Raw genomic sequence first — 343 nt, 5'->3', positions numbered from 1 at the left:
CGCCCACGCCCTGCACCAGGGCGTGCAGGGCGGGTTGCAGGCCGGCAACCTGGTGTTCAGCGGTACGTCCTGCCTGTCGGACGAGGCACGCGGGATGATCTACGCGACCGGGATGCGTACCGAGCTGGGCCGGATCGCCGCTCTGTCCCAGCGGGTCGGTCGGCGGGCAGCTGCGCAGGATCCGGTCGAGGGTGACGGCGTAGCGCAGGCCGCCACCGCCCACGCCCTGCACCAGGGCGTGCAGGGCGGGTTGCAGGCCGGCAACCTGGTGTTCAGCGGTACGTCCTGCCTGTCGGACGAGGCACGCGGGATGATCTACGCGACCGGGATGCGTACCGAGCTG

General features: G+C 71.7%; 1 protein-coding gene. It reads left to right on the top strand.

Annotation, left to right across the window (positions count from 1 at the left end; translation table 11 throughout):
• Window positions 1-343, top strand: a 343-nt coding sequence (locus JMF97_RS31645) for a P-type ATPase actuator domain-containing protein (protein ID WP_498043327.1), incomplete at both ends; no start/stop codon positions are given.

Source organism: Micromonospora fiedleri, assembly GCF_016774385.1.
Classification (GTDB): domain Bacteria; phylum Actinomycetota; class Actinomycetes; order Mycobacteriales; family Micromonosporaceae; genus Micromonospora; species Micromonospora gifhornensis.
This window is presented reverse-complemented; position numbering and strand designations above follow the sequence as displayed.